The 22,818-nt window shown below is 59.8% G+C and carries 19 protein-coding genes and 1 pseudogene; 4 read left to right on the top strand and 16 right to left on the bottom strand.

The annotated features are described in order from the left end of the window. Positions 1 to 142 precede the first annotated feature (142 nt). The 9 genes from IPI80_RS14445 to IPI80_RS14405 all read right to left on the bottom strand — a co-directional run bounded on the left by IPI80_RS14445 (position 143) and on the right by IPI80_RS14405 (position 13,878). Positions 143 to 805: a lysostaphin resistance A-like protein gene (locus tag IPI80_RS14445; protein WP_413861268.1), complete on the bottom strand. Its 663-nt coding sequence runs from the start codon at positions 803 to 805 to the stop codon at positions 143 to 145. A gap of 727 nt (positions 806 to 1,532) precedes the next feature. Further along, the gene (locus IPI80_RS14440) at positions 1,533 to 2,054 is read right to left on the bottom strand and encodes a hypothetical protein (protein WP_413861266.1); all 522 of its coding nucleotides are present in this window, start codon (positions 2,052 to 2,054) and stop codon (positions 1,533 to 1,535) included. Positions 2,055 to 2,150: 96 nt separating this feature from the next. Further along, positions 2,151 to 4,358, bottom strand: a complete 2,208-nt coding sequence (pbpC, locus tag IPI80_RS14435; RefSeq protein WP_413861264.1) for a penicillin-binding protein 1C — start codon at positions 4,356 to 4,358, stop codon at positions 2,151 to 2,153. A 55-nt stretch (positions 4,359 to 4,413) separates the two neighbouring features. Continuing rightward, the gene (locus tag IPI80_RS14430) at positions 4,414 to 5,652 is read right to left on the bottom strand and encodes a Yip1 family protein (protein WP_413861262.1); all 1,239 of its coding nucleotides are present in this window, start codon (positions 5,650 to 5,652) and stop codon (positions 4,414 to 4,416) included. Between the two features lie 119 nt (positions 5,653 to 5,771). Continuing rightward, entirely contained in the window at positions 5,772 to 6,932 is a 1,161-nt protein-coding gene (locus tag IPI80_RS14425; RefSeq protein ID WP_413861260.1) for a DUF1624 domain-containing protein, read from the bottom strand. Further along, positions 6,932 to 12,922 (bottom strand): alpha-2-macroglobulin family protein, encoded by a 5,991-nt coding sequence (locus IPI80_RS14420; RefSeq protein ID WP_413861258.1) that lies wholly within the window; start codon positions 12,920 to 12,922, stop codon positions 6,932 to 6,934. Before IPI80_RS14420 ends, IPI80_RS14425 begins: the two co-directional genes overlap by 1 nt. A 103-nt stretch (positions 12,923 to 13,025) precedes the next feature. Beyond that, positions 13,026 to 13,475: a diguanylate cyclase domain-containing protein gene (locus IPI80_RS14415; protein WP_413861256.1), complete on the bottom strand. Its 450-nt coding sequence runs from the start codon at positions 13,473 to 13,475 to the stop codon at positions 13,026 to 13,028. Then, positions 13,405 to 13,563, bottom strand: coding sequence for a PAS domain-containing protein (locus IPI80_RS14410; RefSeq protein ID WP_413861254.1), 159 nt, complete (start codon positions 13,561 to 13,563; stop codon positions 13,405 to 13,407). Before IPI80_RS14410 ends, IPI80_RS14415 begins: the two co-directional genes overlap by 71 nt. Positions 13,564 to 13,635: 72 nt before the next feature. Next, positions 13,636 to 13,878 (bottom strand): hypothetical protein, encoded by a 243-nt coding sequence (locus IPI80_RS14405; RefSeq protein ID WP_413861252.1) that lies wholly within the window; start codon positions 13,876 to 13,878, stop codon positions 13,636 to 13,638. Positions 13,879 to 13,947: 69 nt separating this feature from the next. On the opposite strand from IPI80_RS14405, the gene IPI80_RS14400 reads away from it, so the two are divergent. Next, positions 13,948 to 14,439, top strand: coding sequence for an aminoacyl-tRNA deacylase (locus tag IPI80_RS14400; protein WP_413861250.1), 492 nt, complete (start codon positions 13,948 to 13,950; stop codon positions 14,437 to 14,439). Positions 14,440 to 14,466: 27 nt separating this feature from the next. Continuing rightward, the gene (gene plsY / locus IPI80_RS14395; protein ID WP_413861248.1) at positions 14,467 to 15,114 is read left to right on the top strand and encodes a glycerol-3-phosphate 1-O-acyltransferase PlsY; all 648 of its coding nucleotides are present in this window, start codon (positions 14,467 to 14,469) and stop codon (positions 15,112 to 15,114) included. Between the two features lie 29 nt (positions 15,115 to 15,143). Here plsY and IPI80_RS14390 read toward each other — a convergent pair whose 3' ends face one another. Genes IPI80_RS14390 through IPI80_RS14380 form a run of 3 tightly spaced genes read right to left on the bottom strand, consistent with a single transcriptional unit; the run spans position 15,144 to position 17,252 of the window. Continuing rightward, the gene (locus IPI80_RS14390) at positions 15,144 to 16,100 is read right to left on the bottom strand and encodes an HD-GYP domain-containing protein (protein WP_413861246.1); all 957 of its coding nucleotides are present in this window, start codon (positions 16,098 to 16,100) and stop codon (positions 15,144 to 15,146) included. Between the two features lie 13 nt (positions 16,101 to 16,113). Beyond that, a complete protein-coding gene (locus tag IPI80_RS14385) occupies positions 16,114 to 16,764 on the bottom strand; it encodes a TIGR02281 family clan AA aspartic protease (protein WP_413861244.1) in 651 nt (216 codons plus the stop codon). 2 nt (positions 16,765 to 16,766) lie between these two features. Further along, complete coding sequence (locus IPI80_RS14380) at positions 16,767 to 17,252, bottom strand: YajQ family cyclic di-GMP-binding protein (RefSeq protein ID WP_413861242.1); 486 nt, start codon at positions 17,250 to 17,252, stop codon at positions 16,767 to 16,769. Positions 17,253 to 17,284: 32 nt separating this feature from the next. Here IPI80_RS14380 and murB point away from each other — a divergent pair, with 32 nt between their 5' ends. Then, complete coding sequence (gene murB, locus IPI80_RS14375; RefSeq protein WP_413861240.1) at positions 17,285 to 18,355, top strand: UDP-N-acetylmuramate dehydrogenase; 1,071 nt, start codon at positions 17,285 to 17,287, stop codon at positions 18,353 to 18,355. Positions 18,356 to 18,390: 35 nt separating this feature from the next. After that, complete coding sequence (locus IPI80_RS14370; RefSeq protein ID WP_413861238.1) at positions 18,391 to 19,386, top strand: complex I NDUFA9 subunit family protein; 996 nt, start codon at positions 18,391 to 18,393, stop codon at positions 19,384 to 19,386. A gap of 29 nt (positions 19,387 to 19,415) precedes the next feature. Here the strand turns inward: IPI80_RS14370 and argG are convergent. The 4 genes and pseudogenes from argG to IPI80_RS14350 form a co-directional block, all read right to left on the bottom strand. Beyond that, positions 19,416 to 20,747, bottom strand: a pseudogene (gene argG / locus IPI80_RS14365) (argininosuccinate synthase). 70 nt (positions 20,748 to 20,817) lie between these two features. Then, entirely contained in the window at positions 20,818 to 21,144 is a 327-nt protein-coding gene (locus IPI80_RS14360) for a pyrimidine/purine nucleoside phosphorylase (protein WP_413861236.1), read from the bottom strand. Positions 21,145 to 21,176: 32 nt separating this feature from the next. Beyond that, positions 21,177 to 21,527, bottom strand: a complete 351-nt coding sequence (locus tag IPI80_RS14355; protein ID WP_413861234.1) for an ArsC family reductase — start codon at positions 21,525 to 21,527, stop codon at positions 21,177 to 21,179. Positions 21,528 to 21,615: 88 nt separating this feature from the next. Continuing rightward, positions 21,616 to 22,770 carry an AI-2E family transporter gene (locus tag IPI80_RS14350; RefSeq protein ID WP_413861232.1) on the bottom strand — a complete coding sequence of 385 codons (1,155 nt, stop codon included), beginning with the start codon at positions 22,768 to 22,770 and terminating at the stop codon, positions 21,616 to 21,618. Positions 22,771 to 22,818 lie beyond the last annotated feature (48 nt).

Genomic DNA, 22,818 nt, shown 5'->3' with positions numbered 1-22,818 from the left:
ATCTTAGAGTCTTTTTGGCCTCTAGCCCTCGCCGAATCTACGTAAGCAGCTCCTGAATGCATAGCGAATGACGACTGATACTCGCCCAGAACACCTATCCTAGACGCCGGAAAGCGAGAAGCAGGCGTTTCCCCAACAGCCATTACCGAACGGTCGGGTCGTACAGATTGAGAAGGACAAGTGCTGCCAGCCCAAACAAGTTGGCGAGCATATGACCCGCAACACACCAGCGCAAACTGCCAGTGCGCTGGTAGGTTCTGCCCCAGATAAGACCAACGAAAAGTAACGCGCCCGCAGCCTCCATTTTGCGCAATGGGAGCGAATGAATGCCCCAAATGAGTGGGTGACTTGCTGCGAACCAGATCGAGGAATAGAGCAAGCTTGGCAGCTTGCCCCACGAGGCTGTGGCATCCAGCAGCACGCCACGCCAGTAGGACTCCTCGAACCATGGATTGAACAGTGCAAAGACTAGCCAGGCAACCACAAGGTTCAGGTTGCTAAGCAGTGTCCAGTGGCCAATGAAGCCGTGAAGCGACAACAAACCGGCAAGAAGTGCCACAGCGGGCCAGATCAAGTTGCCTGAGCCAGAATTGAATCGAGCGAATGCACCGGCAGATCCAGAGAATTTGTACGTCAGGAAAGCGATCGCTATCCAGAAGAAGAGCATGGTTGGAACCCAAGCCCAAACGCCGATGAATTGACCCGCAAGGACTTGAACAAGAGCGCATGCGGCCACCAGAAAAACTGGTGATAGCAGTGCGTAGAGCAGCTTTGTTTTGCGTACCGATTGAGGCGATTCTTGCATCTACGGCCTAGCAATCAGCTGCGCATAAAGCGATGGCCTAGTTCGCGGCAGAGAAACCATGTCGGACTGATCCGCCTGCGAGACGGTGGTGTGTGGTTTTGGCGATAGGGGATTTGAAGCAATCCCCCGCTATTTCTCAATAGATTATGACCCAGCCCAGTGTCGTTGCGCCGTTCCAGCGTGGGGTGTTGCACCAGCAGCTCAGCCAGTGAGAGGCCGATGGAGGCGGACTGTATGCTTTGGACCAGCGTCGCATCAGGGAGCGTGGTGGGCACTGGCGCAGTTGAAGTGATTTTGGCTGGATTGGAGCGTGGAATGGCGCTTATCGTGGCGCGGTTTGCGAAACTGCGCCACTTTTTGCCGGCGCCCCTGCACCACGCACTTGCAGGCGTATCTCGTCCTGCACTGTGCCTTTCACCAAGACCTTAGAGCCATTTTGGCTTCTAGCCCTCGTCGGATATACGTATTTCGCTCCTGAATGCATAGCGAATGACGACTGATGTGTGCGGAAATATCCATCACGCGTTGCTTGAGAGTTGATCGACCATCATGGCAAATTGGGTTCATCCTACACCGATAGTCGCCGATAACTCTTCCGGCTCATTTGCAGTGGTTTGTAACGATTTTTGGAGATGAATGCTAAATTCTTGAGACCTGATCCGTGAATCGTGTGCAGCCGAAATGGCGCTCGTAGAAATCGGATCTTTTTACAGCTTGAACGCCTGAATTAGGGGGAAGGCTCGTCATAGTTGACCGTTACCATGTAGGTCTTAACACCCTCTTGTGCGATGCTGTTGAAGGAACTGAACACGAACTCGCCGTTAGGTTGTGACACTGGAGCCATCTGGGCCTTGCCCCCACCGGCGACGACAGACTTGGCTGAATCAGCGAGCGCTTGCAAGGTCTCGCCCGCGAGGTTTGGGGTCACAATTCGCCCGTATAGAGAAACGAGGGCTTTATAAGTGTATGCCCAAGATTGAGAGGCTTGGGTGAGGTCTACTCCCTCATAAACCCGGATTGCGATGCGCCATAGATGACCATCTTTGAAATAGAACTGGGCATTTTGGGCCTTGCCGCCAAATTCCGCGTTGTATGTCTCCAGACCTCCATTGGAGAAAGCGCGATACGGACCTTGCGCTTTGACCGATCGAATCTGATCTGCCGACATCCCGAAAGTCCACGGGCCAAAGCCGCCAGCGAACGCAGGCGAAGCTGCGAACAAAAAAAACACAAACGCGACAATGCTCATGCCTGTCCCCTAACTCAATGCAGCCCAGCGCCTATCTTGCCATTTCCAAGTTAGACGACGCAATAAACTGGAAAACCAACCGTCGATGTCGAAATGTTAGCGCGGTTTGGTCGGTGCCAGCGGCCCGCCTTTGACCCCCGCGCCCCGCACCTCCAGCCGCACTTCATCCAGCACGTTGCCTTTGGCATCGGTGATCTGCAGCACATGCCTACCAGGCCATGGCAGCCACTGCGCGGAAGTGCCTTTGGCGAACGCCTTGCCGTTCAGCAACCAGTGCAGGTTGCTGCCTTGGGCCTGAAAACTCACGCGTTGGTTCCTGGGGGGGATATCCGGGTCTAGCGCGATGATGGTGCCGCTGGTGGGAGAGGTGATGCGGGCCATGCCTTTCACCAGAACATTAGAGCCTTTTGGACCTCTAGCCCTCGTCGAATCTACGTAATCAGCTCCTGAAGTCATAGCAAACGATGGCTGCTGTGTGCCCTGCAAAAACCACTCCTGGCGCGCTGCCTCTTGCGCCCCAAACTGCACGGGTGTTTGCACCACGCCCGCTGGGGCCTTGGGTGCGCGGCTGGGCAGAGTCTTGTGCAAATAGCCCATCACTGCCGCCCAGATGGGCGTGGCCCCTGTGGTGCCGCTCACGTCCCACATGGGCGCGCCACTGGCGTTGCCCACCCACACGCCCACGGTGTAGCGCTGGGACCAGCCCACGGCCCAGTTGTCGCGCATGTCCTTGCTGGTGCCGGTCTTCACCGCCGTCCAAAAGCGCGTGGCCAGCACGCTGTCGGTGCCAAAGGTGCGGGCACGGGCCAGTGGGTCGCTCAGAATATCGCCGACGATGAAGGCTGCGCGTGGGTCCAGCGCGGTGTGCCATACGGGCTTGGCGTTGCGTGTGAGTGTGGTTGCACTCAAGCGGCCACCGTTGGCCAAGGCGCGGTAGGCGTTGGTCAGGTTCAACAAGGACACCTCGGCGCTGCCCAGTGCCAGGCTATAGCCATAAAAGTCACCACTCTCCTTGAGCGGCAGCCCCATTTTTCGCAGCTGTTTGTGGAATGCGTCTGGTGACACCATGACCAGGGTGCGCACAGCCGGCACGTTGAGCGACGCCGCCAGCGCGGTGCGGGCCGACACCCAGCCTTTGAACTGGTGGTCGTAGTTTTGCGGGATGTAGAGGCCACCCGCCGTCTCGATTTGGGCGGCCGAGTCCTCGATCAAGGACGCAGCGGTGATGCGCCGCTCGGCAATCGCCTGCCCGTAGAGAAACGGCTTGAGCGTGGAGCCGGGCTGGCGCAGGGCGGTAACACCATCCACCTCTGCCGCGCTGCTCAGGTCGCCGGACGAGCCGACCCAGGCCAGCACCTCGCCGCTGGCGTTGTCCAACACCACCAGCGCGGCGTCTTCCACGTGGCGACCGGCCAATTCACGCAGGTGCTGCTGCAGGGTTTGCAGGGCAAAGCGTTGCAGCGGGGCGCTGAGCGTGGTGGTGATGGCGTTGGACTTCGCCTGCAGTGGTGTAGCAGTGCGGGTGAGCTGGCGGGCAACGTGGGGCGCTATGCCTTCGCTGGCGCCATAGTCGCGCCGCTGCAGCGCGCCAGTGGTGAACAGGTCCAGCGCCTCGCAGTCGGTGTCCGTTGCGGGCAGGCTTTTGAGCACGGCGCATGCGCGCTGGGCCACCACAGCGGGCGAGGCATTGGGTGCGCGCACCAGTGCCACCGCCACCGCTGCCTCGCGGGCGTCCAGGCCGTGGGCGGCCTTGCCAAACAGGGTGCGGCTCAGGGCGTCAATGCCCACCAGCTCGCCCTTGAATGGCACCAGGTTCAGGTAGGCCTCCAAAATTTGGTCTTTACGCCAGTTCCGCTCCAGCAGTTGCGCCGATACGGTTTGCTCCAGCTTTTGCACCACACTGCGCCCGCCAGAGCCGCGTTTCAGGTCATCGTCCAGCAAGCCGGCCAGCTGCATGGTGATGGTGGAGGCGCCACGTGTTTTGCGGTTCCACAGGTTGGCCCAGGCCGCAGCAGAGGCTGCCTGCCAGTCCACGCCGCTGTGTTCATAAAAGCGCTTGTCTTCACTCAGCACCAGGGCGGTGCGCAGGGCGGGTGAAACATCGGCGAGCGCCACCCACTGGCCGCGGCGCACGCTGGTATCGGTGCGCAGGCGTTGCAGTACCTCGCCTTCACGGCTCAGGATCAGCGTGTCAGATGGTTTGAAAGAGGATTTTACAGAATTAAAAGTGGCTGTAGCCCACGTATTACCTACACAAGTAGCTATCAAAAACGTAGTAAGCCAACAACGCAGTTGACGCAACATTCTGCTGCGAACAGCATTCTCTGATAAGCCTCCGTGCACTTCGAAACCGACCCTCTTACTGCTTGGCAGCGGGGCGCTTGGCCGATTCCATGCGTGACAAGTCCAACTCAGCCAAGGCTTGTTTCACTTTGGCAACCGGTACTTGGTCGCCTTTGAGTTCCACAATCAAGCCGTTTCCCAGCATGGCGGTGACTTCTGACTGGCTGCCGTCTTTTTGGTATTCCTCGCGCATGCTGCGATTGCCCGCTTTGTAGACCTTTTCGACCGAGGTGGCGGTTTCTTTGTCCACGGTCATATTGGCCCATGCGGCCAAGCCCGCCAGTGCGGCCATGCCGCCAGCATCAGTCACCGTCAGGTGCATTTGGCTGTCGCCTGTGCCGTAGCTGGCGTTGGCCGTTGAGCCAGCAATGCCCATCGCAGCGCCGCCTTGTACTTCAAAGCTGGTGCGCGCCTGGCCTGCCAACGTGGCGGGCAACCAGGCCTTCATGTCGTCCGTAGGGAAGGCGGCACCACCGGCCATGGCACCCATCATGTCAGCCATGGCCTTGCCGGCAGCAGCTGGGTCACCCGATGCCTGGGCAGCTTCCATGCGTTTGCCGGCCTCTTCCATTTTCTTGGCGGCAACTGCCAGCTTTGAGGTGTCCACGCTGATCGAGCCATCGGGTGTGTTGATGGCAATATTTCCACCACCATCGCCCATGCTCCCCAGGCCGCCCATACCATGGCGGCCCATGCCAAACATGGCGGATACCGCGCCCACAATGAGAGCCGCCACGATGCCGCAGATGATCAAAACGGCCGTGTAACCGGCGGCCTTTTCAGGTGGACTTTTCATCATCACAGGCACGCCGATGTAAATCAGGTAGATGGAGTAGGCCGCAGCCAGTACCCCCAAAATGGACAGCGATGGCAGCAAGGAAAAAACACCACCCAAAAATCCAGCCGTGCTGCCGTAGGCCACCAATTTCAGCGCGTTGAGTGGGTTCTTGGTGCCACCAAAGCTGGGCGCCAGTGCATCGGCAATCAGGCCCACGACAAACACCATGACCAACGACATTACGTAGCCAACCACCATATTGGCCAGTCCGCTGATTAGAGGCACACGGTACGACACCCCAAAAACGCCAACGCCGATGAGCGATAGGCCAATAAAACCTGCAACGGCTGGAACCAATGCAAGGTAGATCAGGTAATTTTTGTAGATGGATGCGGTATCGCCGCCTTCAGCGTCGATGGCGGGCCATGTTTCCTTGGGTTTGAGCAAAATGTCCTGAACGCGTTGAACGATATTCATGGGTCGAACTCCTGAAAGGGCACGCCGCAGAGCGTGGATGGGTATTAATTGAACAAAGGCGCACTATACGAAGTAACTGCGGGGTTTCCTAACCTTTTTGTCAGGAATAACCCGTGGCCTTACAAATAGCGCAGCAGACCATTGGGCCTGCGGCTCTTGACGCCACCGTACCAGCGGCATGCGAAATACAGGCCCAGCAAATATAACAACCATACTCCATCGACCAGTGCCAGACTGGGCGTGTAGTCGGCGGGTGGTGTGTCGTTGCGAAAGGCCTGGGCGCCTTCCAGCCCATAGCGGCTGATCGTCCACAAAGCTGCGCCGATATGAATCAACGGCAGATGCACCAGATAGAAAAACATGGATACCTTGCCGTATACCAGCAACCAACGGTAGCGACTTTCGGGCCACCGTGCCAACACCGCCATCACCCATGCGCCCAAACCCAGCGTCATGCACAGGTACAGCAAAGACGGTGGGTATTTTTCAAAGTTGATGAAAGACATGGCGCTGAACAGTGCACCACGGCTTTGCTCCGACCAGGGGTGGGGATCGCCGTAGATATTGCTCCAACGCAAGGCTGCCATGAGCGCCAACAATGCGAACCCTGTCGCCCACAGCCGTCGGTTGCGCAGCTGGGCATCGCCTTGCAGATAGGGCGCTGCCAGGTAGCCAGCGGCCATCACACCGACCCACGGCAATACCGGGTAGAGAATGAAGAACTTGACGGGCCCCAACGCGAATCGCCCCTTGTCATGCAGCATGCTCCACAGCCAGCCCAGGTTGCCCCAGTCGGCCGCGAGCACGCCGTCAAACGCGTTGTGGCCAGCGATGCAGAACAATGCTGTGATGGCAACAGCCCAGCGTGGCAAATACACCAAGCCGGCCAAAGCCACCATGGCAACGCCCAGCGCCCAAATCACTTGCAACATGACGGTGCCGCCCAGCAGTACGCCCCAGCTCAGGCTGACCCAGGTGCATTCCAGAAACACCAGCCAAATGCCGCGCGTGACCAAAAATCGGGCCAAAATGCCCCGGCTCACCGTCTGCCCATAAAGCGCGGCACCCACTCCCGCCAGAAAGACAAACACGGGTGCACAAAAGTGGGTGATGTAACGGGTCAAAAACCACAAAGGCGTGGTCGCGTTCAAATCCACCGGGTTGAACGTTGTGGGGCCAAAGAAATCACGCACATGGTCCAGCGCCATCAGTACGATGGCCAGACCACGCAGCGCATCTATGAAAGCAATTCGGCCCTTTGTTGACAAAGTGCTTTGCATCACTTTGCCGCGTCCACCTTGATCTTTGCGTTGGGCGATTCCCCGAACATCTCAGGCGCGTACAAGGCCTCAACCCGTGTCGGTGGCAGCGAGAACTCGCCCACGTTGTTCAGCCGAATGGTGTATTCCATCTTGACCACGCCTTTGGGCAGGTACTCGTAGTAGCTGCGGAAGGATTCGAAGCTGCGTTCCTCAAACGCCGGCCAGCCATAGCCTTCTTTTTTCTCACCCTGCGTGGCGATCTCGCTGTCGCGTCCCAGGCCACTGCCCAGAATGGTAGCGCCGCCAGGCACCGGGTCGGTAATCACGGCCCAGGTCATGTCGGCACTGGCGTTCACCTCGATGCTGACGCGCAACACATCACCCCGTGTGTAGCTGCCTGCGGGCAGGCCCTTATTGGCTTGTTCCACCGGGGTAACGGTTTTCTTGATCTGGTAGCCGGCGTTGAACGGCTCCTTTAGCTGGATCGCCGCTATGGACTGCAGCGTGAGCCAGGGCTTTCCGGTGCCTTGGTGGGTGACGGTCAGGGTGTCCTTGAGTCCATCTTTGCCAGGCGTTTTGCTCCACGGCAGGAACATGCTGTTGTTGCGCAGATTGCCGGGTGCGGCAGGTGCGCCAAACCAGGTGGTTTGGTGCGCGGCACCACTGGCATCGGTGGTCTTGATGCGTTCGACCTTGCTCCAGTCCACACTCGCGCTACCCGTGCTCATGCTGGCCTTGGTCGTGCCCGCCACGGGGGTGGCTTCAAACTTGGCACTGAACTTCTCCAGCGCCAGCGCGCCCCACAGGTTGGCCGTGGTGGTGTGCCAGGCGCCGCCTTGCTGGCGGCTGATGAAGCCATTGGCCAGGCGGCCCATGTCGTCTTTCCAGTCCGGGTCGTCCAACACGGTCAGGATCAGTCGCGCGGTGTTGACGTCGCCGTTTTGCATCAGCCACCACCAGTAGTCGTCCTTCTCGCTGCTGAAGATCATCTTGGTGCCCTGGTAGCTGATGCGGCTGCGCAAGATTTGGGTGGCCTCTGCCATGCGCTTGTCGCGCTCGGGCACATCCTGCACGCGCTTCAAGATGTTGAGCCAGTCGATCACCGAGTGGGTGGGCCACTGGTTGGGCGCGATGGTGATGGAGCCGGTCATGCGGCCCTGCGCCTTGCCGTAGCGCGACAGGGCTTCCAGCGCGGCCAGTTTGCGGACATCAAGATCTTTGCGCGGGCTCCAAAAGCTGCGCTGGATCCGGCCTTCGACAAACGCAATCAGTCCGCGCTCCATGGGCGCGCGCACTTCGTCACTTAGGGCAAAAGCGGGGTTGATGCTGGCGGCCTCGTGCGTGGCGGCCAGCAGGTAGGCGGTGAGCGTGTCGCTGCCCCGGTTGGCCTCGCCATCGCGCGGCGGGAAGTAGTTGGCCAGGCCGTCGCTGTCCAGGTAGCTGGGGATTTGCCCGGCCACGGTTTGCCACATCTTGCCGTCACGCAGGCCCACGCTCTTGCTGGTTTTTTGCTCCAGGCAGGCAAAGGGGTAGTTGGCAAACCAGTCCTTCACACCCGGCAGACCTTCGGCCAGCTTGGGTTGCAAGGACATCTTCAAGCCGCCACGGCCCGGCAGTGCATCGGCTGGTGGGTTCACATCCAGACTGAAGGGGCCATCCAGCTGCACCAGCGTGGCCTGTTGCACCGTGAGCGGCACAGCGGGGATGATGCGCTGGCTGGCCTTGAGTGCATCGCGGGCGCCGCTTATGGTGTCTTTGGCATCAATCTCCCACAAAATGGACTCAAAGCGGCTTTGCGCCAGCTGAGCCGGGGCGGTGACCATCCACGCCACTTCGCGGGCATCGCCGGCGGGGATGTCCACGGTTTGGGGTTTGAGGTCCAGCAGCGTGGCACGCGGGCTCACTTCCACCTTCATGGCCTGTTTGGTGGTGTTGCGCAGGGTGAGCTGCGCGCGGTACTGGTCGTCCTCGCGCACCAAAGGCGGCAGGCCGCTGATGATTTGCAGGTCTTGCGTGGCGCGGATGCTGGTGTTGCCGGTGCCAAACAGGCCGGTGGATGCATCAGCCACGGCCACGATTTTGAAGGTGGTCAGTGCATCGTTGAGCGGCACAATCACCTGGGCCTGGCCGTTGGCATCGAGCTTGACGGCGGGCTGCCACAACAGCAGGGTGTCCAGCAACTCACGCGCACCGCTGTGTCCACCACCACCACCGGCAGGAACGGCCTTGCGGCCATAGTGGCGACGGCCAATGATTTCCATTTGCGCGGTAGACGTTTCCACACCCCAGGAGCGCCGGGCCAGCATCGCGTCCAGCAGGTTCCAGCTGGTGTTGGGCATCAGCTCCAGCAGGGCCTGGTCTACAGCGGCCATAGCCACCTCGGCATTGGCTGCCGGTTGGCCGTTGGGCAGCTTCACCTGGATAGTGACCTTGGCTTGGCTGCGCACGGCGTAGCTTTCCTTGTCGGCCCTCACGCTCACATCCAGTTGGTGCGCTTTGGTACCGACGCGAATTTCCGCTACGCCCAGGCGGAAGGCGGGCTTGCTCAGGTCCACCAGCGCGGTGGGTGCCACGTACTCTTTGCCTTCATACCAAAAGCTGGTCCACCATTCGCGCGGGGCCTTGTAGCCCCAGGTGAAGAAGCTGTACCACGGCACCTCGCGCAGGCGGCCACGCAGGGCCAGCACGCTCACATAGACGTTGGGCCCCCAACCATCCTTGATTTTCAGTTGCACCGTGGGGTCTTGCCCATTGAGTTGCACGACTTCCGTCTCCAAAATGCCTTCGCGCTCCACCGCCACCAGGGCGGTTGCAAAACGGAACGGCATGCGAACCTGAAACTTGGCGGTCTCGCCCGGTTGGTAACTTTTCTTCTCGGGCAATAGGTCAATGCGGTCGGTGTTTTCGCCGCCAAACCACATCTCACCCTGCTTGGTGACATACACGCTGCTGGCGGCCTGAATGCTGTTGCTATTGGCGTCTTTGGCAGTGACCACCAGCTCGACTTCACCGGCTTCATTGAGTGCGGTTTCGCACAGCAGCAAGCCGCGTGAATCGCTCTTGCCACTGCACACGCTGCCCAGCTCTTTCACGCTGGTCTTGTTGTCGTACGTGTAAAAACCGCCCACCATGCGCTTGCGCGTGGTGGTGGTGATGCGGGCGGTGGCTTTGACCTCTAGCGCTACGTCGGCCTGTGGCTTGCCAGAGAGGTCCAACGCCAGGGCCTGGAACTTGATCTTTTGGCTGCTGGACACCCAGCCCTCGGTCTTGATGCCGGCCACCACGGCGGCGGGCCACAGGGTTTGCGTGCTGCGGATGGTTTGCACCTCGCCATTGGGGTCAGAGTAGGTGGCTTCCAGCAGCAGGTCTTGCGGCGTGCGCTTGGTGGGCACCTTGTCTACTGTCACTTTGCCGCCGCCATTCTTGTCCAGGGTGATAGGCAGCTTGTCGGCAATGACGCGCGAATCGGCCGATGCGTCCACTTCTTCCTCGCCCTCTGGGCGGTTGTCGCGCGGGCCACGGGGCGGCTGGAAGTTGAATTCGCTGTAATCTGGGTAATTCAGGTACTTGCCACGCACCAAGGCTGAAACACGAACCGGCAGGTTGGCGGCGGCACCGCCGGCCACGTAGTTGACTTGTACGTCCACTGGTACGGACTTCACATTCACCAAGGCTGCTTTTTCGGAGGGGGTGACGCGGCCTTCCAGCACCGGCAGCCGGAATTCCTCAACTCGGAACTGTCCGGTGGAGTAAGTGCCGTTACCATTGTTCTTGCCGCCGCCGCGCAGTTCTACCTGGTAGACGCCCAGCTTGGCTGCGGGTGGAATCGCAAACGTGCTTTCGGCACTCAAACCACCCGTGGCTGTTTTGCGCCACGCAAGGGCTTGCGTGTACTGTTGGCCACTGCCAACATGGGTGATCGTCAGTGTGGCAGGAGTGGTGTCAGGCAGCCCAAAGCCGGACGAAGTTTCCGTGCGGATCAGATGTTTCATCGACACGGTTTCGCCGGCGCGCAGCAGGGTGCGGTCGAAAATAGTGTGGGCGCGTGCATCGGGCTGTACCTCGCGGCTGGTGGGTAAGTTGAAACGCCAGGGTTCGATGCCGCGGTTCCAGTCGCTCCAGGTAAAGGCCATGTCTTGCACTGTGCCCTTGCCGTCTGCACCCGGTTGTGCGGCGCGGGCACTGACAAAATAGGCTTGTGTATAAGCGCCGTCGCCTTGGCAGGAGGGCGCTTGGGGCGAAAGGCCGCTGAAGCGGGCAATGCCGTGGGCGTCGGTCGTAGCGTTGCCCACTTCGCGACCCCTGCAGTCGGACACCTTGACCACCGCCTGTGGCACCGGCGCGCCCTTGTCCAACGTGGTCACCCATGCCAGCGCGTTTTCGCGCCCCAGCTTGAAGTGCACACCCAGATTGGTCACCAACGCCGAGGTGCGCACGTACATGGTGCGGTCCTTGCCATGGCGTTCATCGAGCAGACTGCTGCCCAATTTTTGTGATGCAATCTCCACCACGTGAAAGCCCGCGCCCAGTGGAATGCCGACGACCTCAAAGGGGCGCGGATCACCGGCGGTTGGCTGGGGCAGGTCCAGCGTCTTGATGCCGGTTTGGCCCTGCAGCAACGACACCATGCGCGACTGCACTTCGTCGCGCTCATCAGCATTCAGGGGCTTGGGTAACGCGCCTTTCACCTCCCGCGCAGCGCTGCCACGCGACACGGTAAAACTGTCATAGCGCTGCACCTTCAAAAACCAGTTGATGATGTCGGCGTCTGTGGTCGGTTGCAGGGTGCTGACCTTGCCTTGGGCGGCTGGCGCGGTTTCTACGTTGCGCAGCGTCACCGGTAGCAGCGCTACGCCACCGGGTTCGGCAAAGCGCTCCACAATGCCAAAAGGTGCGGCGGCAAATTTGGCCAGTGGTGGCATCGCGCCGGTGGACACCTTGAGCGGAAAGCTGTCGGCGTTACGCAGGCTGCGCCCCGAAGCATCTTTGAACCCCTTGGGCAGCTCCAGCGTAAAGGCTGTTTGTTCGGGGAAGATGCCTTTGAAGTTCACCGAGTTGACGACATGGTCTTCATCGTCAGAGGCGTTGTCGTCGTTGTCCTTGGCGGGTTTGAAGCTGTCCTTGCCAGACTGCAGGCGGATGGCGTCCAGCAATTTGGCTGACACCGGTGCGTTGAAGCCCAGACGCATGGGGCGAATTGGCAAGCAGGCGCTTTGTGCGTTCTCCCGCTCACAGGAGAAGGTAGCCGTGAAGGGCTCACGCACCTGGTATGCGAAGCGCTTTTCCACAGAGTTGGCCACGCCAGTGGCGTTGCTGCCGCTGGGCGGTGTGCTGACTCCCTTGCCAAACACCAACTGCACTTTGGCCGATGCGCTCAAGGTGCGGTTGCAGGCCAGGGTGACAATGCTCAGAGGCTCTTTGACGGCTGCGTTATCCAGGCCCTGAGACTTTAGCAGCGCTGCACGCTCTTTGCCGTCGATCATTCGCACAGCAACCCGTTCGCCCAGCCCCTCTACCGCGCACCACACGTTGGCCTGCACGCTGGCAAGGGTGGCCGGCCCGTTCAATTGCAGGGTGAAGAACTGTTCCTCGTCAATGCGGGCATTGACGTCGGGCCGGATACTTTGCACAAAGGGGCCGCCCGTGTTGAAGCGAAAGCGGGTATTGCCCGTTAGCTCAATGCCCTTGGCGGACTTGAAGCCGGCACGGGTCTGCAGACTGCAGGACACGCCGGGCGGCAGATCGTTCTCAAACTCGAACGCCCAACTGCGGTCGGTCACCCAGCGCCCGCTGCCCTTGGTGACTTGAGCGTCGCTACAGATCAAAGTGAGCGGCGCCTCGGCTTTGGGGTCACCAAAGTTGACCGCACTGTCGTCAAACTTGGCCAGCACCTGGCGCACGCGCGCCACCTCGCCCTGCGGCGAGACGCTGACAATCTGGAATGCGTATGCCTGCAATGCGGCGCTGGCTAACAGCGCCGCGCAGGTCTTGAGAATGGAATGGCCCACAATCGCTCCTCCTTGAAGGGGCGAGGTTATCCGATTTGGAAGCAAATGTGTCGTCCTTGCGTGGGATGAAACGCACATTGCTGCTTGCGCACGGTACGAAATCTTACGACGTGGCGGGCGGGGCACCCACAGCGCTGCAAAACGTGTAGGTGTTGCCGCCCTTGGCCTTGCTTATGTACATCGCCGAGTCCGCCATCGAAATGAGTACATCGACTTCGGTGGCGTCGGAGGGGTAGATGCAGATGCCAATGCTGGCACCGACACGGCAGTGTGGCCCTTGTGGCAATGCGATATCGTGTTGTAGAGCATCAATCAGTTTGACCGCCATGCCTGCGATGGCGGCAGGCTCATGCAGGTCGCCCAGCACGACGGCGAACTCGTCCCCACCCGGCCGTGCCACGGTGTCGGACTCACGCACACAGGCCTGCCAGCGTCCAGCCACTTCTTGCAGAACCCAGTCGCCTGCATCGTGCCCATAGTTGTCATTGACGAGCTTGAAACCGTCCAGATCCGCAAACAGCACTGCGACCAAGGCGCCGCTGCGTTTGGCCAATCATTTCTTCGCCAGAGTAGCCCAGCAAACGGTAGGCGGCTTCGTTCCAGTTGATGACCTGTCCGCGCTGCTCCACGACAAACCGCATTGAACGTGATCAATATCGCGGGGATCAAAGCCCGCACGACCGTGCGTACAGTGGCAAAGACCGCAACAGTCATCAGAACCTGCATCTGGGCGATGTGGGCAATGCGGGATCGATGATCCAGTCCAGAAACGCGTAAGTCGCCAACAAAATGGCCGCCGCAATGACGACCAGCTTTGCGAGAGCCCGGTGCTGGGCAATCCAGATGATTTCGTTGTCGTTAAAGCTAAACATGGCGGCAACCCAATCCTGGTAGATCACGTACGCAACGAAAGCAGGGCGATGCGGGCTTATACCCAGTACAGTATCAGAATGCATCAAATTCCGTGAGGGGTTACCTCCCTAATTGGGCAGAAAGTCCGGACTGCTTGCGTGGAAAATACACCCATGGCCAAAAAAGATCATGTATCCGAAACCCCCGCTACCCAGCTGCTCAGGGCGAGCAAAGTGGCGTTCACTGAGCACCCTTACGAATACCTGGAGCACGGCGGCGCCCAGCACAGCGCACAAGTGCTGGATTTTGATCCCTTCTCGGTGGTCAAAACCCTGGTGATGCAGGACCAGGACGCAAAGCCCTTGCTGGTGTTGATGCACGGTAACCGCAGGGTGTCCACCAAAAATCTGGCTCGTCAAATTGGCGCCAAGTCGGTGGAGCCCTGTGCGCCCGAGGTGGCCAATCGGCATAGCGGTTACCTGGTGGGTGGTACCTCGCCGTTTGGCACGCGTCGCACCATGCCGGTGTACATCGAGGAAACCATCCTGGCCTTGCCGAAAATCCTGATCAACGGGGGCCGGCGTGGCTATCTGGTGGGTATTGATCCTGCTGTTTGCGTGCAGTTGCTGGCTGCAAAGCGGGTACAGTGCGCCTTGGCTGATTGAAGCCTTTCGATTTCAGGAGAACTGGTTTTGGATTCCCTCGCTGCTTTCTATCCCCTGCTGGCCACCATTGCTGCATATTTGGTGGGCTCGCTCTCGTTTGCCGTCATTGTGAGCCGTGTCATGGGCCTGAACGATCCGCGCACTTTTGGCAGCAAGAACCCCGGCGCCACCAATGTACTGCGCTCTGGTTCCAAGACGGCGGCCATCGTGACGCTGTTGCTCGACGCCCTCAAAGGCTGGCTGCCGGTCATGCTGGTGAAATGGTTCGGTCAGCCGTATGGTCTGGGTGACGGTACGGTCGCCATGGTGGGCCTGGCCGCGTTTTTGGGTCATTTGTTTCCGGTGTTCTTCCGCTTTGCGGGTGGCAAGGGCGTGGCAACAGCTTTGGGCGTGCTGCTGGCGACCAATTGGATACTGGGCGTGGCCACGCTGGTTACCTGGCTGATCATTGCGGTGTTTTTCCGCTATTCATCGCTGGCGTCGTTGGTTGCCGCCGTTTTTGCACCGGTCTATTACCTGATGGGTGATGGCGTAGTGTGGGCTGCGGACAGAAGCATCGTGCTGTGCACTGCCATCATGTCGTTGCTGCTGATATGGCGCCACGCCGAGAATATTGGCCGGTTGGCCAAAGGCAAAGAGTCCAAACTGGGCAAGAAGAAGCACCACCATCACTGAAGCGCCGCCACAGCGCAGTTGCCAGTGATTTATTGCGGTGTCTGCTGTGCTGCGTAGGCGCCGAGTCGCAGAATGTGAAAGTGGTTAAGGCGTGCCCGTACCGATGAAGCTGCCAGTGCCGCGCGGATCCGCGGACTGCGCTCGGCCGTGTTGTGCAGCCGTGGGTTGGGGTTGAGTTGCCCGTTGGCCGAGCCAAAAATGGCTACGTAGGGGTGGTTGTGCTGCTCGCTTCGCCGCAGCACAACGGCCAGCTCGTCATTGTCCAGGCGGACATAGGTGCCAGGCGGACACAGGCCCACCACGCGCACCAGGGTGTGCCCCACTTCGTCGGACTTGTCGGCCAGAATGGAGCGTGCTGACTCAGTGGCGCTTCGGCCTGTCCGCGAGTTACGCGGGCTGATCATGGCTGCGTAGCGGTCTACCACCTTGAGAATGCGCGTCAATCGGGTGGCTGGCGGTGCCAGGCGCAGGTCGGCCCGATCAATGGTGTCGTCATGGTGACGCGAGACGATGTCCAGCCACAAGGAGTCAATTACCCCCAGGTTGGATAGCATCAAACTGCCTTTGACCGTGTGGGCGCGGATCATGTCCTGCTGTTCGATGGTCGGTTTTTCGGTCTGGGTGGCCAGAGCGTCCTGCAAGGTGGTCATGGCAATGTTCATGGTCAGGGCCGCATGCACCAGGCTGTCGCGCTCGGGCTTGGAAATGCCCAGCTCGGAGGCCATTAGGTGGCACAGCACGGCGCACACCAGGGAGTGAGAGGCGCTGTAGCCAACCGGTGAGTTGCCTGCCAGCTGAAACAGCAGGTAAAGGGCCACATCCGGGTCGCGTTGCAGCAGGCCCTGCATCCAGCGGTCGTACTGCAGTACTCGGTGGGCGAATTCTTGCGTGCTGTCCGGGTTGGTCAAAATCACGCCCAGGCCGGACTCCAAATCCGACCACAGGGACAGCAAGTCTTCATATTCGAATTCACTCTGGATGGTCACAGCGATTCTCGTTTTAGTAGCGCTTTTCCAGCACCATTTGGTCGTTGGCCCGCGTCATCTGGAAATGGGTCAGGAAGGTGTTGCCCAACAGTACATAGGGCATGGAGCCGGCCGATACGACAGCATCAACACCATGCACTGACACATCACCGACCCGTACCGAGCTGAGCTTGATGACCCATGCCGGAACGACGCCGTTGGCGGTGCTCACGCGCATGGGCTGCCCGGATTGATAGGCAATGCCCAATCGCTGGGCGTCCTGCACGCTCAGTGAAACCGCCGTGGCCCCGGTGTCCACCACCATTTGGACTGATTTGCCATTGATCTGGCCCAGCGTAAAGAAATGTCCACCGCTGCCGGCTGTCAGCACGATGCGGTTACCACTGTCCCCAACACCGGAGCCGGCACCCACACTGGCCGGTGCATCGCCCACCCGCAAAGTGTGCTGCTTGCCACTGATCTCCACCACGGCCTGGTCACCCTGTGTGGAAACAATCTTCACGCCCTTGTAGGAGTCGCCTGCCGCCACGGTCTTGGGTGTTGCGCCATCGACAATGATCAACGCCTTGCCGCCCAGCATGCCCGAAAGACCCACGGTCTGTGCCTGGGCCACGGGGGCCAGACAACAGACTACGCACAGGGCGAGCAGGGCGCGTTGTTGCATGGTCAGTCGCGAAAGTTGTTAAAGCTCAGGGGTAAATCGGCCACGTCTTTGCGGATCAATGCCATGGCGGCTTGCAGTTCGTCGCGCTTGGTGCCAGTTACACGCACGGCATCGCCCTGAATGGCGGCTTGCACTTTGAGTTTGCTGTCCTTGATCAGGCGCTGGATTTTTTTGGAGACTTCAACCTCGATACCGTTGCGCACCTTGATGACAACCTTGACTTTGTCGCCACCCATCTTCTGCGTGTCGCCCACATCCAGAAAGCGCACGTCCACCTCTTGCTTGGTCAGTTTGTTGCGTAGCACATCCTGAATCTGGTCGAGCTGGAATTCGGCGTCGCCAATCAAGGTGATTTCTTTGTCCTTGAGGGCAATGCTGGCCGATGTGCCCTTGAAATCAAAGCGGGTGGCAATTTCTTTGGCAGAATTTTCGACCCCGTTCTTGACTTTGACGAGATCGGCTTCGCAAACGGTATCAAAAGAAGGCATGTTGTGTGTTTCCCCAGTGCGACAATCCTTCCATGTTAGTCGAGAAAAACGTCCCGCTCCAGCCCTTTAACACCTTCCACATCGTGGCCAGGGCCCATGCGCTGGCCCGTATCACCAGTGAGGCCGATGTGCGGGCCCTGCTGGCCGACCCCGAATGGACGAATGAACCCAAATTTGTGCTGGGTGGTGGCAGCAATGTGGTGCTGACGGGTGATGTGAAACCGCTGGTGCTCAAGGTCGATATTGCGGGGCGGCGCCTGGTGGATGAAACCGACAAGGCTTACATCGTGGAAGCGGGCGCCGGCGAGGTCTGGCACGACTTTGTGGCTTGGACCCTGCAGCAGGGCTGGCCGGGTCTGGAAAACTTGGCATTGATACCCGGCACGGTGGGAGCCTCGCCCGTGCAGAACATCGGGGCCTATGGCGTGGAGTTGCAGGACCGGTTTGAATCACTGGACGCGATAGACCTGCAGACCGGTCAGGTTTTTACGTTAAACGCCGCACAGTGCGCTTTTGGCTACCGTGACTCCGTGTTCAAGCATGGCGGTACCGTGACCAGTGGTGGTCAACAGACCCTGGGGTTGAAGGACCGTGTGCTGATTCTTCGTGTGCGCTTTGCGCTGCCCAAGCCCTGGAAGCCCGTGCTGGGCTATGCCGACATCGACAAGAAAATGGCCGAACACCAGTGCACCCAACCCACCCCGCAGCAGCTGTTTGACTGGGTCTGTGCCATCCGCCGCGCCAAGTTGCCTGACCCGGCCGTGGTGGGCAATGCGGGCAGCTTCTTCAAAAACCCCACCGTGACCCCGGAGCAGTGTGCCGACATCATTGCGCGCGACCCCAAGGTGGTGCATTACCACCTGGACGACGGTCGCATCAAACTGGCCGCGGGGTGGTTGATAGATTCTTGCGGCTGGAAAGGCAAAACCGTAGGCCAGGCCGGTGTCTATGAAAAACAAGCGCTGGTGCTGGTGAATCGCGGTGCGGGCACCAATGGGTTGGGCGCCACTGGCGGTGAGGTCATGACCCTGGCCAAGGCCATTCAGACCAGTGTGTACGAGCGATTTGGCATTCTGCTGGAGCCTGAGCCGGTGGTGCTGTAGTCCACAGCGCTGCACAACGCGCTACAGTGGACACCATGAAAAATATTCTGGTTCTGGGTGGTACCGGTTTTGTCGGTTCCCATGTCTGTGAAAAGCTGGTGCAACAAGGCTGGAGCGTGACGGTGCCAACCCGGCGTCTATCCAATGCGCAACGGGTTCAGCTGCTGCCGGGCTTGACCGTGTTGCAGATGGATGTGCATGACCCGCACGCCCTGACCCAGGCCGTTGCCGGGCACGACGCCGTGGTCAATTTGGTCGCCATCCTGCACGGCAATGCCGCCGCGTTTGACAAGGCCCATGTAGTGCTGCCGCAAAAACTGGTCAAGGCTTGTCATGCGGCCGGGGTTAACCGCGTGGTGCATGTCAGCGCGCTGGGCGCGAATGACCAGCGCCCAGGTACCGCGCCGTCCGAATACCTGCGCAGCAAAGGGCGCGGAGAGGCCGCTTTGCTGCACCCAGGCGACGCTGCTAGCGCGTTGCACGTGAGCGTGCTGCGCCCCAGTGTGATCTTTGGTGCCGAAGACCGCTTTCTCAACACCTTCGCCCGGTTGCAGGCGCTGTTTCCGGTCATGCCATTGGCCTGCGCCCATGCCCGCTTTCAACCGGTATGGGTGCAAGACGTGGCTACCGCCGTGGTGCGCCTGCTGGAGCGGGATGGTGATGTAATGCACCGCCAAAATGTGCCCCGTATTCTGGAAGCCTGTGGCCCACAGGTTTACACCCTGGCCGAGCTGGTGCGGCTTGCGGCAGAACTGAGTGGCGTCAATGAGGGAAGGGGCCGCCCCATCATTCCCCTGCCCAACTGGTTGGGGCGTATCCAGGCTGGCCTGATGGAACTGTCGTTGGGTGAACCGTTGATGAGCCGCGACAACCTCGACTCCATGCAGGTGGACAACGTGGCCAGCGGCCAGGTTCCGGGGTTGCAGGCGCTGGATATCACGCCGTCGGCCTTGGTGCCGATTGCCGATGACTACCTCAAACGGAACCAGGCCGATTACGGCCTGTCGGGGCTTCGCAAACGCGCCCACTGACGCGGGCGGTGGGCTGGCAGTGTGCGGGCCTACTTCCCTAACTTCAAAAAGTCATCCCCCTTGCCCAACTCCAGCAGCCCGGCGTTGGAATAAACCTGCAGCTTGGCCCCGCGTATCCATAATGTCCAGATTCCGCATAGTCAATTGCCCAATGCGGTCCGGCGGCCTGAACGGCGCGTCTTCCACCTTCTCCATGCTCAAAGGCGTTCAGGGTGGTAGGTCAGGTTAGGCGATTCGGTGTTCAGCAACGAGTAATCATTCCCCCGGCGCAGTTCCATCGTCACGGTGCCGGTCACGGCTTTGGCAACCCAGCGCTGTGCGGTTTCGCGCAGCATGATGGCCTGGCTGTCGAACCAGCGGCCTTGGTACAGCAGGCGGCCGAGCTTGCGGCCGTTGTCGCGGTATTGCTCGATGGTGTCTTCGTTGTGGATGCCGGTGACCAGGCGCTCGTAGGCGATGAACAGCAGCGCCAGGCCGGGGGCTTCGTAGATGCCGCGGCTCTTGGCTTCGATGATGCGGTTTTCGATCTGGTCGCTCATGCCCAGGCCGTGGCGGCCACCGATGCGGTTGGCTTCCAGAATCAGGCTCAGGTCATCGAAGCGCTTGCCGTTCAGCGCGACAGGGCGGCCTTCTTCAAAGGTCACGCTCACTTCTTCGGCCTTGACCACGCAGTCGTCTTTCCAGAACGGCACGCCCATGATGGGGTTCACGATCTTGATGCCGCTGTTCAAAAACTCCAGGTCTTTGGCTTCGTGCGTGGCGCCCAGCATGTTGCTGTCGGTGCTGTAGGCCTTCTCGGCGCTCATCTTGTAGCCAAAACCGTTGGCGGTCATGAAGGCTGACATTTCGGAGCGGCCACCCAGCTCGTCAATGAACTGCTGGTCCAGCCAGGGTTTGTAGATTTTCAGCGCAGGGTTGACCAACAGGCCGTAGCGGTAGAAGCGCTCGATGTCATTGCCCTTGAAGGTGGAGCCGTCACCCCAGATGTTCACATCGTCCTGCTGCATGGCCGACACCAGCATGGTGCCGGTGACAGCGCGGCCCAGCGGCGTGGTGTTGAAGTAGGTCTGGCCGGCGGTGGTGATGTGGAAGGCACCGCTTTGCAGCGCGGCAATGCCTTCAGCGGCCAGCTGCGGGCGGCAGTCCACCAGGCGGGCCTTGATGGCGCCGTATTCCATGGCCTTGCGCGGGATCTCGTCGTAGTCGGCCTCGTCGGGCTGGCCCAGGTTGGCGGTGTAGGCGTAGGGCAGGGCGCCCTTTTGCTTCATCCACAAGAGCGCGGCGCTGGTGTCCAGGCCGCCGGAGAAAGCGATGCCGACCTTTTGGCCGGCGGGGATGTTTTGCAGAATAGTATTAGACATGTTTTAGGCCTCTATCCCTCGTAAAATATACGTAGGCAGCTACAAAAGAAATAGCAATTAAATAATCGACTTAGCCGAAATGGCAGACGTAGTGGTAGGCGTCAAAGCCCTCGGTCACGCGGATCTCGAATTGGGTGTTGCCGGGCACGCTGAATGTTTGCCCCGCGCCGGATGTGATCCATGCATCGGTGCCGGCCAGCTTGTAGTCGCAGCTACCGGCCACGCATTCCATGATCTCGGGCGCGCCGGTGTTGAAGGTCAGGGTGGACGGCAAGATCACGCCCACGGATTTCTTGGTGCCATCGGCAAAGGTGATGCCGTGGCTCACGCATTTGCCGTCGAAGTACACATTGGCGGCGGTGGTGACGGAAACGTTGTCAATTTGGGTCGTGGTCATGTCGGGGTTTGGAGTGAGGGTAACCCCCTATTTTAGGGTAGGCGTTGCGCAAAGGCCTCGGGCGTGAAACCCACGCTAACCTTGCCATCTGCCCACTCCACGACCGGGCGCTTGACGACACTGGGCGTGCTCAGCGCCACGGTGCGCGCGCTGGCTGCGTCGACTACCGAAGCCTTGGTAGCTTCGTCCAGCCCGCGCCAGGCCGTGCCTTTGCGGTTGATGACGGTTTCCCAGCCCGCGGTTGCCAGCCAGTTGTCTAGCTGCGCCGCAGGCACGCCCTGTTTTTTGAAGTCGTGAAATTGGTAGTCCACGCCGTGCTCGGTGAGCCAGCTTCGGGCCTTTTTGACGGTGTCACAGTTTGGAATGCCATAGAGGGTGATCATGACCGGCATTGTAGGGAGCCAAACCGACTGGACAACCGTTCAATCCGTAGCAAGTGCAACCCTGGATCGGGCGTGGCGCGCCCTTGGGTCATGTATCTCGCCCACCAGGACCCAAGAAGTCGCCAATGGGTTTGAGTTCATCGACACGGTCGCACACCGCCTTGACCACAATCAGGATGGGAACACCCAGAATCAAGCCTGCCGGCCCCCAAAGCCACCCAAAAACCAGCACCGCGATAAAAACACTCAATGGGTTGGTTCGGCTGGCGCGCCCCGTCAGCCATGGTGCGACCAAATTTCCAATAACGGAATGGATGGCCAGTGTACTGAAGCCCACCATCAGCGCTTGGCTGACTGTATCGAATTGCACCAGCCCCATTGCGGTAGAACCCACCGCAATGATTGCAGCGCCAAAATAGGGGATCAGGTTGGTGATGCCTGCCACCACGCCCCACACTCCAGCGCTGTGCATGCCAAACCAGAGAAAGACCATCCAGGTCAAGAACCCAAGCACAGCGCTGGTTGCGATTTGAACCAGCAGGTAGCGCTGAATCTGTTCGGTCACTTCGTCCAGGGCTTTGATGGTGATCCGTTTTTTGCTTAGTTTTGGCCCTGCCAGCTTGACCATCTTGCGTCGAAAGTTGTTGCCGGATGCAAGCAGAAAAAACGCAACCAGCATGACTATGGCGGTCTGGCCGAGCAACGCAATCAGGCCCATGGTTCCGCTCCACAGATAACCCTGTATGTTCACGGCAGGGTGTTCCGCCGTCACTCGCTGTGTCGGCACCCCAGGTGCAACGCTTTCTTGTGCGGCCTTCGAAATTTCTGTCGCCGCCTGTTGGACCTTGGCAATGGTGTCAACGGGAGTGGAGCGAGGGAACTTCAACTTCTGGCGCAGATTGTGCGAGAGCGACGGAAGGGAGTCAACAAAGGAAACCGCTTCATCCCGTAGCGACCACCCACCCCAAGCGAACGCAAAAACGATGGCACCCATGACCAGAGCGGCGCCAACAACGCGCGGGACATGCCAGCGTGCCAGTCGATTGACAACCGGTGTCAACGCGTAGCTGACCATCAGACCCATCAGCAGTGGCACCACGATAGCCTTGGTCCAGGCCATTGCAAATACAGTGGCAATAACTGCCAAAACCGAAAGTGCCAGGCTGCGAATGTCCACGGGCATGGGGATCAGTGTGGGGACCGGACTGGTAGCCTCGTCTGATACGTTGGTGTTGTCCATCATGCAGCAATATTTATTCAAATTAGGGTTGACAACCGTTCGGTATCGAAC

It is taken from the genome of Candidatus Aalborgicola defluviihabitans, assembly GCF_016705985.1.
In the GTDB taxonomy this organism is placed as follows: domain Bacteria; phylum Pseudomonadota; class Gammaproteobacteria; order Burkholderiales; family Burkholderiaceae_C; genus Allorhodoferax; species Allorhodoferax defluviihabitans.
The sequence above is the reverse complement of the archived record's forward strand: the minus strand, read 5'-3'. Positions and strand labels throughout refer to the sequence as shown.

What these genes read in the sequence shown, in the direction of transcription:
- IPI80_RS14445 (WP_413861268.1), bottom strand. Translation starts at nt 805, where the DNA reads ATGCAAGAATCGCCTCAATCGGTACGCAAAACAAAGCTGCTCTACGCA.
- IPI80_RS14440 (WP_413861266.1), bottom strand. Translation starts at nt 2,054, where the DNA reads ATGAGCATTGTCGCGTTTGTGTTTTTTTTGTTCGCAGCTTCGCCTGCG.
- pbpC (WP_413861264.1), bottom strand. Translation starts at nt 4,358, where the DNA reads ATGTTGCGTCAACTGCGTTGTTGGCTTACTACGTTTTTGATAGCTACT.
- IPI80_RS14430 (WP_413861262.1), bottom strand. Translation starts at nt 5,652, where the DNA reads ATGAATATCGTTCAACGCGTTCAGGACATTTTGCTCAAACCCAAGGAA.
- IPI80_RS14425 (WP_413861260.1), bottom strand. Translation starts at nt 6,932, where the DNA reads ATGCAAAGCACTTTGTCAACAAAGGGCCGAATTGCTTTCATAGATGCG.
- IPI80_RS14410 (WP_413861254.1), bottom strand. Translation starts at nt 13,563, where the DNA reads ATGCGGTTTGTCGTGGAGCAGCGCGGACAGGTCATCAACTGGAACGAA.
- IPI80_RS14405 (WP_413861252.1), bottom strand. Translation starts at nt 13,878, where the DNA reads ATGCATTCTGATACTGTACTGGGTATAAGCCCGCATCGCCCTGCTTTC.
- IPI80_RS14400 (WP_413861250.1), top strand. Translation starts at nt 13,948, where the DNA reads ATGGCCAAAAAAGATCATGTATCCGAAACCCCCGCTACCCAGCTGCTC.
- IPI80_RS14385 (WP_413861244.1), bottom strand. Translation starts at nt 16,764, where the DNA reads ATGCAACAACGCGCCCTGCTCGCCCTGTGCGTAGTCTGTTGTCTGGCC.
- IPI80_RS14380 (WP_413861242.1), bottom strand. Translation starts at nt 17,252, where the DNA reads ATGCCTTCTTTTGATACCGTTTGCGAAGCCGATCTCGTCAAAGTCAAG.
- murB (WP_413861240.1), top strand. Translation starts at nt 17,285, where the DNA reads ATGTTAGTCGAGAAAAACGTCCCGCTCCAGCCCTTTAACACCTTCCAC.
- IPI80_RS14370 (WP_413861238.1), top strand. Translation starts at nt 18,391, where the DNA reads ATGAAAAATATTCTGGTTCTGGGTGGTACCGGTTTTGTCGGTTCCCAT.
- IPI80_RS14360 (WP_413861236.1), bottom strand. Translation starts at nt 21,144, where the DNA reads ATGACCACGACCCAAATTGACAACGTTTCCGTCACCACCGCCGCCAAT.
- IPI80_RS14355 (WP_413861234.1), bottom strand. Translation starts at nt 21,527, where the DNA reads ATGATCACCCTCTATGGCATTCCAAACTGTGACACCGTCAAAAAGGCC.
- IPI80_RS14350 (WP_413861232.1), bottom strand. Translation starts at nt 22,770, where the DNA reads ATGATGGACAACACCAACGTATCAGACGAGGCTACCAGTCCGGTCCCC.